Origin of the sequence: Salmonella sp. SG203 (genome assembly GCF_013350575.1) — a bacterium.
In the GTDB taxonomy this organism is placed as follows: Bacteria; Pseudomonadota; Gammaproteobacteria; order Enterobacterales; family Enterobacteriaceae; genus Salmonella; species Salmonella enterica.
This window is the reverse complement of sequence record NZ_SNMT01000048.1, coordinates 1-7,893: the sequence shown is the minus strand read 5'-3', so window position 1 is coordinate 7,893 and position 7,893 is coordinate 1. Positions and strand designations below refer to the sequence as shown.

At 53.8% G+C, this 7,893-nt stretch carries 12 protein-coding genes and 1 pseudogene; 12 read left to right on the top strand and 1 reads right to left on the bottom strand.

Annotated elements, in window-relative coordinates; all coding sequences use genetic code 11:
- The 9 genes from HV477_RS27280 to HV477_RS27240 form a co-directional block, all read left to right on the top strand.
- Nucleotides 1-1,045, top strand: a 1,045-nt coding sequence (locus tag HV477_RS27280; RefSeq protein WP_175065696.1) for a DUF3383 family protein, incomplete at its 5' end; no start/stop codon positions are given.
- Nucleotides 1,046-1,492, top strand: a complete 447-nt coding sequence (locus tag HV477_RS27275) for a phage tail fiber protein (RefSeq protein WP_000016414.1) — start codon at nucleotides 1,046-1,048, stop codon at nucleotides 1,490-1,492.
- A complete protein-coding gene (locus HV477_RS27270) occupies nucleotides 1,492-1,896 on the top strand; it encodes a hypothetical protein (protein ID WP_175065695.1) in 405 nt (134 codons plus the stop codon). Before HV477_RS27275 ends, HV477_RS27270 begins: the two co-directional genes overlap by 1 nt.
- Before the next feature lie 41 nt (nucleotides 1,897-1,937).
- The gene (locus HV477_RS27265; protein ID WP_175065694.1) at nucleotides 1,938-2,120 is read left to right on the top strand and encodes a transcription elongation factor GreA; all 183 of its coding nucleotides are present in this window, start codon (nucleotides 1,938-1,940) and stop codon (nucleotides 2,118-2,120) included.
- Nucleotides 2,104-4,200 carry a transglycosylase SLT domain-containing protein gene (locus HV477_RS27260; RefSeq protein WP_175065693.1) on the top strand — a complete coding sequence of 699 codons (2,097 nt, stop codon included), beginning with the start codon at nucleotides 2,104-2,106 and terminating at the stop codon, nucleotides 4,198-4,200. Before HV477_RS27265 ends, HV477_RS27260 begins: the two co-directional genes overlap by 17 nt.
- A complete protein-coding gene (locus tag HV477_RS27255; RefSeq protein WP_175065692.1) occupies nucleotides 4,197-4,907 on the top strand; it encodes a phage baseplate protein in 711 nt (236 codons plus the stop codon). Before HV477_RS27260 ends, HV477_RS27255 begins: the two co-directional genes overlap by 4 nt.
- A complete protein-coding gene (locus HV477_RS27250) occupies nucleotides 4,907-5,209 on the top strand; it encodes a phage baseplate plug protein (RefSeq protein ID WP_175065691.1) in 303 nt (100 codons plus the stop codon). Before HV477_RS27255 ends, HV477_RS27250 begins: the two co-directional genes overlap by 1 nt.
- Complete coding sequence (locus tag HV477_RS27245; protein WP_175065690.1) at nucleotides 5,206-6,075, top strand: hypothetical protein; 870 nt, start codon at nucleotides 5,206-5,208, stop codon at nucleotides 6,073-6,075. Before HV477_RS27250 ends, HV477_RS27245 begins: the two co-directional genes overlap by 4 nt.
- A complete protein-coding gene (locus tag HV477_RS27240) occupies nucleotides 6,056-6,733 on the top strand; it encodes a Gp138 family membrane-puncturing spike protein (RefSeq protein ID WP_175065689.1) in 678 nt (225 codons plus the stop codon). Before HV477_RS27245 ends, HV477_RS27240 begins: the two co-directional genes overlap by 20 nt.
- Before the next feature lies 1 nt (nucleotide 6,734).
- Here the strand turns inward: HV477_RS27240 and HV477_RS27235 are convergent, their stop codons facing one another.
- Entirely contained in the window at nucleotides 6,735-7,088 is a 354-nt protein-coding gene (locus tag HV477_RS27235; RefSeq protein WP_175065688.1) for a hypothetical protein, read from the bottom strand.
- On the opposite strand from HV477_RS27235, the gene HV477_RS27230 reads away from it, so the two are divergent.
- From HV477_RS27230 to HV477_RS27220, 3 genes and pseudogenes are all read left to right on the top strand, one after another.
- Nucleotides 7,081-7,290, top strand: coding sequence for a hypothetical protein (locus HV477_RS27230; RefSeq protein WP_175065687.1), 210 nt, complete (start codon nucleotides 7,081-7,083; stop codon nucleotides 7,288-7,290). The two genes, HV477_RS27235 and HV477_RS27230, sit on opposite strands and share 8 nt — an antisense overlap.
- A gap of 10 nt (nucleotides 7,291-7,300) precedes the next feature.
- Nucleotides 7,301-7,657, top strand: coding sequence for a hypothetical protein (locus tag HV477_RS27225; protein ID WP_175065686.1), 357 nt, complete (start codon nucleotides 7,301-7,303; stop codon nucleotides 7,655-7,657).
- A pseudogene (locus tag HV477_RS27220) lies at nucleotides 7,654-7,893 on the top strand (hypothetical protein); the annotation flags it as partial. The gene HV477_RS27225 and the pseudogene HV477_RS27220, both read left to right, overlap by 4 nt.

Here is a 7,893-nt window from a genome sequence, read left to right as displayed (position 1 = left end):
GACCGCGGCGGTGGCAACAGTGGTATTCGATACCACACAGAATGCTTTCGTCATTACTGCCGCCGGGGCGAAACCGGAGAGCACCACGATAACGTTCGGCAGTGGATCGGCAGCGGAACCCCTGAAGATGACCAGTAATACGGGCGCGGTGATATCCCAGGGCGCGCCGGTATCTGATGTACCTGACACGATGGCAGCCATTAAGGACGCGTCCCAGCAATGGGCGGGTTTTTCCACGGTATCTGAGGTCACTGACGAGCAACACCTGGCGTTTTCTGCCTGGGCAAACGGGCAGGGCAAGCGTTACTTTTACGTGGCATGGACAACCAGCGGTAAGGCCAAAGTAAAAGGGGATACCGGTCATATCGCTTACCAGATAATCACCGTCAATAACTACAGTGCTGTTGTACCGGTTTTCGCGTCTGATGGTAACCGGGCGGCGGCGGTGCTGGGGTATGCGGCGTGCCTTGATTTTGTCCGACCGGAGGGGCGCGTGCCGTTCAAGTTCCGCGAGTATGAAGGTCTGGCCGCTGATGTTACCAGTGGCAGCGATTACGATGCGCTGATCGCCGCAGGCTACAACTTCTACGGGAAATATGCGGAAAACAGCATCGTGGAAGATTACTGGGCGGATGGCACTATTACCGGTGATTTTAAATGGCTGGACAGCTTCTGTGGGCAAATCTGGCTGAATGCTAATTTGCAGGGAGCGGTAATTTCCCTGTTCAAATCAAACCAGACTATCCCCTACAACAATGAAGGGCGGGCGCTGGTTGCGGCATCAATGAGTGACGTTATCCAGCAGTACAAACGCTGGGGCGGTATCCGTGAGGGGGTGACACTGACGGAGGCGCAGAAGAAGCAGATCAACAATGTTGTGGGGGAGGATGTTTCTTCAACGTTGTTTGCCACCGGCTACTACCTGTATATCGGCGATATGCTTCCCTCTCTGCGGGCAACCCGTAGCAGCCCGTCCTGTACGCTCTGGTACTGTGACGGCGGCAGTATCCAGAAACTTGTTATTGCATCCACGGAGGTCCAGTAAATGTCAGGTAACAACAACACCATCACTGCGGCGGATGCCATTATCACGCTGACAGTGAATAACCTGTATCCCTCCGGCGTACAACTTCAGGGATTTGCAGCAGATAATGTTTATGGCACCGATCCGCTGGTACTGGCGGAAACCGTCCGCGGTATTGACGGTAAACTGTCTGCGGGATTTGTGTACAGTAACATTATCCAGACGTTTCATATCATGCCGGACTCACCCAGCCGGGATATTTTTGATACCTGGTCAACCACATCCCGGACCAGCCGGGCTGTATTCCGTTGTAATGCTGTCGTGCTGCTTCCGGCGATAGGTCGTAAATATACCTGCGTAAATGGCGTACTCAAACAATGGAAAGCGCTGCCTGACGCGGCGCGTACATTGCAGCCAGGACAGGCGGTTATCGAGTGGGAAACTATCACTCCGGAGGTTTTTAACTGATGGCCCGTAAAGAGAAATTTATCACTATTGATGGTCAGGGGCGGGATAAAGGCAAGGTATTTCACCTTACCGAAATGTCTGCCTCGCAGGCGGAATGGTGGGCGATGCGCGCCATTATGGCGATGGGGCGTGGCGGCGTGGATTTACCGGATGGTGTTCGCAGTATGGGGATGGCTGCGCTGGCGCTGGAAGGACTGAAAGCGTTGTCAAAAATCCCGCCGGAAGAAGCCCGTCCGCTGTTGGATGAAATGATGGAATGTATACAGTTTGTTCCCGATCCAAAAAATCGTAGTGTACGGCGACCTCTTATTGAAGACGATATAGAGGAAATCACCACCAGGCTTGATTTACGTGCGGAGGTATTCAGACTGCATGTGGATTTTTTCAGTCCCGCCGCCAGCTAGATATTCCCCCGCGTTATCTCGGCCCCGACAGACCGTTCGGGGTGGTGGATTACGTTAATGTTCCCCGCACCATTGCGACCGTTATCTCCTCCGGTAAGGCTTCAAAAGCCGAACTGGATTCCGTACTTGGTGTGCAGGACTTATGGGATCTGCTCGAGATTATTCAGGTGGACGCCCATAACGAACGTGTGATGCAGGAGACACTGAATGGCAGCGGTACTTGATGAGCTGGTTCTGGCACTGGATATAGAAAGTAAGGACTTTACCGCCGGGGAGCAGGCGGTACACGCTGCGCTGGACCGACTGACCGCCGCAATGGAGCGGGTGGCGGACGTTTTCGAACAGGGACAAAAACAGGCCAGCGATGCCCTGGCGAAAACAGGCAGCGATGCGGATAAAGCTGCGCGTGAGACGGAAGCCGCCGGTGAGCGCACAGGTAAGGCCCTGAAGAAAACAGGCGCTGACGCTGATAAAACCGCCGCAGGTATGGAGCAGGCGGGGAGGCGAACCAGTACTGCGATCACGAATACCGGCAAAAAGGCCGAAAAAACCGCGAAGGGAATGGAGCAGGCGGGCAAGCGGGCGTCAAAATTCTTTTCAGGTATACGTACCCAGATACTGGCGCTGGCAGGGGTCACCCTGACACTGGGCGGACTTAAAAGCCTGGTCACTGGCTTTGCCGGTGACCTCAACCAGTTGTCAATTTCCTCCGATGCCTTTGGCATGAAAGCGAAACATCTGGATGGCTGGAAGCGGGCCGGACAGGCGAACGGCGTAAGTGCGGAGGAAATAACCGGAGCGTTTTCGCGGATAAATGATGCCAAAGCGGCATTTAATTCAAATAAATCTTTTGACCCGGCATTACAGGAACTTTTTAACGTAGCCGCGCGTGCGGGTGTCAGAATAGACCTGGCGCATGAAAGTACCGAAGACATCATGCGCAAGCTGGCGGTTATTTTTCCGCGACTGACAAAGCCAGAACAAACTGCCTACGGCAACGCGCTGGGGTTCAGCTATGCCGGGCAGCAGTTTTTAGGCTCCGGTCATGCGCTGAAAGATGTTGATGAATTTTCTGCACGCTCACAGATCACGCCTGAACGTATTGCGCAGGCTCGCGAGCTGAGAAAGGCGCTTGTTGAACTCGATCAGACCTGGTCTAACATCGGCATGACGATTGGCACCGCGTTGATGCCGTATGCGCTGGAGTTCAGCCACTGGCTGGAGAAACTCGGTGACTGGATGCAGCAACATCCGGAAGAGGTGAACAAGTTCTTTACGGAGTTTACCGCTGATGTCGAGTGGCTTACCTCTAAGGTGAAGGAGCTTATTCCGCAGATTAATAACGTTGTTGATGATGTAGGGGGGTGGTCGAACGTACTTGAGATCCTCATTGGGTTACAGGTAGCGTCGTGGGTGTGGAAAGTTGTCGGTGCATTCAGGGCGCTGGGAATACTGAAGTTACCATTCTGGCTACTGGCGCTCCTTGAGTACGGTAAGTATGCCTACGAGGACAGGGAAAATATCAAAGACAGCGCGGAAAGTTCCTGGAGATACACGAAACGTAACATTGGCGACTTTTTGCGGGACCTGGGATTTGACACTGACCTGGGGAGAGAAAAAGGTACTGTTTTTGGCAACAATATCCAGCCTGATATTCCCGGAGCGGAGCCGGAACAGCACGCACAATCCGTTAAGCGCCCGCATCCAACGCTCGCGGGTGAAAGGTTGCTTAACCGACTGCAACCTGTACTTACGGGACTGGAAGAGAAATATAACCTGCCGCCCGGACTGCTGCGCAGCGTTGCGATCACCGAATCCGGGGGAGAACAATACGCCGTCTCACGCGCCGGAGCGATGGGGCCGTGGCAGTTCATGCCGAAGACGGCTAAGGAGTTTGGGCTAAACGGCTACGATGTCTTCGACCCAGAAAAAGCGGCTGATGCCGCCGCCAGAAAGCTTGGCGGTTTATTACAGTTCTTTCATGGCGATCTGGCTAAGGCCCTGGCGGCGTACAACTGGGGTGAAGGAAATGTACAGCGTAAGGGGCTTGCGGCTGCGCCTGAGGAGACCCGTAATTATGTTCCCCGCGTTCTGGCGAATCTGCCTCAGCCGGGCGCGGCAATGGCCGTACAGTCGCGTCATCCGGCTCCAGTATCGCAGTCCACGGTCACAGAAACCACGCATATCGGGACGCTGAATGTCACCACAGCCTCGGATAATGTGAAGGGCATTACCGATGATGCGCGTCGGCGCATCAGGAATTCGGCGCTTGTTTCGGCTTATTCCAGCGGGGTAACAGGATGAGTTTCTCTTTCGATAAGCTTCCGGTGGACAAATTTCTCCGGAAGAATCTGTCTTTCAATGAAGGTAACGTACTGAGTGCCATTCGTGGCGGCGGTGTGCTGGGGCTCATTAACAGCGTTCTGGCTCCGTCATTCGGCATTTACTACGCATCCGGAAAGGACCAGGGGAAACAACCTTTCACTCCGGATTCTTTTGTCGTCGTGGAGGTGGGGGCGGAAGCTACCGTTTCCACTGCCCCCGTGGAACAGGGGGCCTACTCCACCTTTAATAAAATTCAGCGACCGCCGGAGCTGCATGTGACTTTCACTGTGGAAGGCTGGACGGCGTTTTCAGGGGCCATCCCGAATCTGACAAATTTTTCCACCACCTCGCGGTCGAACGTGCTGGAAATACTGGAAAAGATGCGTACCACGGCGGGACTTTACGATATCGAGACGCCGGACAAGACCTGGACATCCTGCGACCTGGTGAAGTACGACTACCGTACGCGAAGTAATAACGGTCCGACACTACTGACGGTTACCGCGGTATTCCAGACAATACAGAAGACCGGAGAAGTGTCCGTGGGCAGTACGGATAAGAAGGCTCCCACGGACAACGACAAGGCGAAAGGCGAGGCAGCGGTGAAGACGCAGCAGGTTACGGCGTCGGTGACACAACCGTCAGACGCTGACAGACGAAGCGTCACGAACAGGGGGATCACCTGATGCTGGAAATTGTTTTATCTCCCGTCAAAGCCCAGCAGTTTACGGTGACACTGGGTGCTCAGGCCTGCACCATTCGCCTGAATCAGCGCACTACGGGGATGTATATCGATATCGCCGTTAACGGTGAACCGTGCCTGTATGGCGTGCTGTGCCTGAACAATAACCGGATTGTCCGGTACGGATACCTGCCGTTTCAGGGCGATCTGTTTTTCTCCGACACGGAGGGGAACCACGACCCCGACTGGCGGGGGCTTGGCGCACGGTACCGGCTCTACTGGCTGTCGCCTGAGGAACTGATATGAGCTATGTACAGCGTGACATTACCGTGGAGTTCACCCTGTCAGACGGGCGGACGTTCGACAATGGTAAGGGCAATATTCTGACTATTCCGGAGGCGAAGTGCTTTGCGACGGTAACGGTCTACGGCGGAACTGCCGGAACGCAGATAACCCTGTATATCTGGGGATTGTCTCCGGCGCATATGGCCGACCTGAGTTATCGGGGCGTGTGGCGACCCGCTCAAAGTACGGCAAATAGAATGCGGGTTCTGGCGGATGGTCGGCTTATTTTCGAGGGAGATATTACCGATGCGTATGCGGACTACAACCAGGCACCGGATATACCCCTTATTCTGACCGGGCAGGTTGGTTTCAACCTGCGTAATCAGACAGCGGCAGATTTCAGCGCGAAAGGTGATGTGCCGGTTGCAGATATTATCCGTGCGCTGGCGTCATCTGCCGGGCTGAAATTTGAAAATCAGGGCGTCAGTCGCAGCCTGTCTAATCCACACTTTTCCGGAAACATTGTACAACAAATGCTGGATGCCGCTTCAGCCGCCGATATTAACATCGACCTGGGGGACGCGGAGAAAGTCACCATCTGGCCGAAGGACAAAGACCTGGATATTCCGCCGTTGTATATTTCACCGGACCACGGGCTTATCGGATATCCGGTCTACACCATGACCGGCCTCAGCGCCACCACGATATTCTGCCCCGATCTCTTTATTGGCAGGCTGGCGCATCTTGAATCGTCACTGCCCAATGTGACAGGCGATTATAAGATCACAGGTGTGATACACACCATAACCTCCCGCACCGTGGGCGGTCCGTGGAGTTCCAACTGTACCATGATGAAGGCTGGGGAAAATGGCTCAACCACTCAGTAACCCGACAGACGTAAACAGTGAAATCAATGCGCAGGACTTTATGCTGCGGCAGTTTCTCGGACGTCATGCGTTTATCACCCTGGGACTGGTGGTAGCGGTGGAGGGGGAATTTATTGATGCCCGACCGATGGTAATGGGCGTTGCAGCGGATGGTTCCCCGGTTGAGCATGAGGTGATTTATAACCTCCCCGTATGGCGGTTACAGGGTGGTGGTAATGCTGTGATTATGCCGCCACATGTGGGGGATATCGGTTTTCTCGCCATCTGTGACCGGGATATCAGTGCGGTAAAAGCCACACGTCAGGCTGCGATGCCGGGATCAAAACGTGCTCATAACTACGCCGATGCTATCTGGCTTGGTGGTGTGCTCAACGGTTCGCCTGTTCAGTTTGTGGCGTTTGACGACAACCGGATACGGGTTGTTTCCCCCTGGAAAGTGGAGATATCCGCGCCGGAAGGCATCGTGAACGCCTCGAAAAGTTTCACTGTTAACTCGCCACAAATCGCGCTGAACGGCGATACCGCCGTCAGTAAGGGACTTAACGTTACCGGGCAGTCTGAGCTTTCCGGTGGCGCGCAGATTGGCGGTATTGATTTCGGAAACCATGTTCACAGTGGTGTTAAGTCCGGCGGTTCGACCACGCAGGGACCGCAATAGTCTATGCATCACTTTCGGTTTCGTGGTCTTTTACCTCAACATGCGTCGCCTTATCCAGTAAGGTGATGGTTTCATCCAGATCAAAGCCCTTAATCGTGATGCGGGTACCGTTTTTCAGCGTTACTTCAAAAGTTTTACCACGGTTTCGGGCTATGAAGTACCCTATGGCGGCACTCAGACAATTCATTGCCGCAGGTGATTTTATAATCTCCACAAGCAGGTTCACCCACTGAACCGGTTCGGCTGAATCAAATGCCAGGGTCGGGGGATGTTTATATCCGATACCCCATACATCAAACGCTTTCTCCATCTTTTCTAAATCCGAACGGGGAACCGAGAAAATGATATTGTCCATAGCATATGCCCCCTCAAAATGGCTCAGGATAAAAGAAGCCTTTAGTCTTATCACCGCGGGTTTTCTGATGCTGGCTGGCAGGCAGATTACCATCAACCATGTTATTGAACGCCAGCAGGTTATTGAGGCCCTGATGGGCGAATGCGTCAGAACGGGAAATGTGGAACCCACGCCAGAAAATCAGACTAACGATCAGAGATAGCGGGGTCAATATGCAGTCACGATCGCTTCTTCTCGACACCAGGACATGGGACATCCTGCTGGATGATACCGGAAATCTTGCCATTACTGATAATCCCCATGCGGTAGCACAGGATGTGGCGTGTGCGTGCAGTACCTTTCTGGGGGAGTGCTGGTACGACTCAACGTCTGGCATACCTTACTGGTCACGCATCCTCGGACACTGGCCCGGCACGCAACTGGTGAATGCCACCCTGCAACAGGAAGCACTTAAACTGCCGACCGTGAGTGCCGCAATTTGCCAGGTCACTGTTGATAAAGCCCGGACAGTAACGGGAGTGCTGCGTATTACAGATACCAATAACGACATTTTTACGGTACTGCTATGAGTGAAAATAAATCTTTTTCTACCGCAGTACCCGCTGTACGTATTACGGACAGCGGGCTGAACGTGCCGGATGAAGCGGATATTCTGAGCGGCAGGCTCAGCGATTTTTCCGGTGCGCTGGGCGGCGCAATGAGTACCAGTCTGAGCAGTCCGCAGGGGCAGCTTGCATCAAGCGAAAGTGCCATTATCGCGGATAAAAACGATCAGTTGCTGTATATCGTTAACCAGGTAAACCCT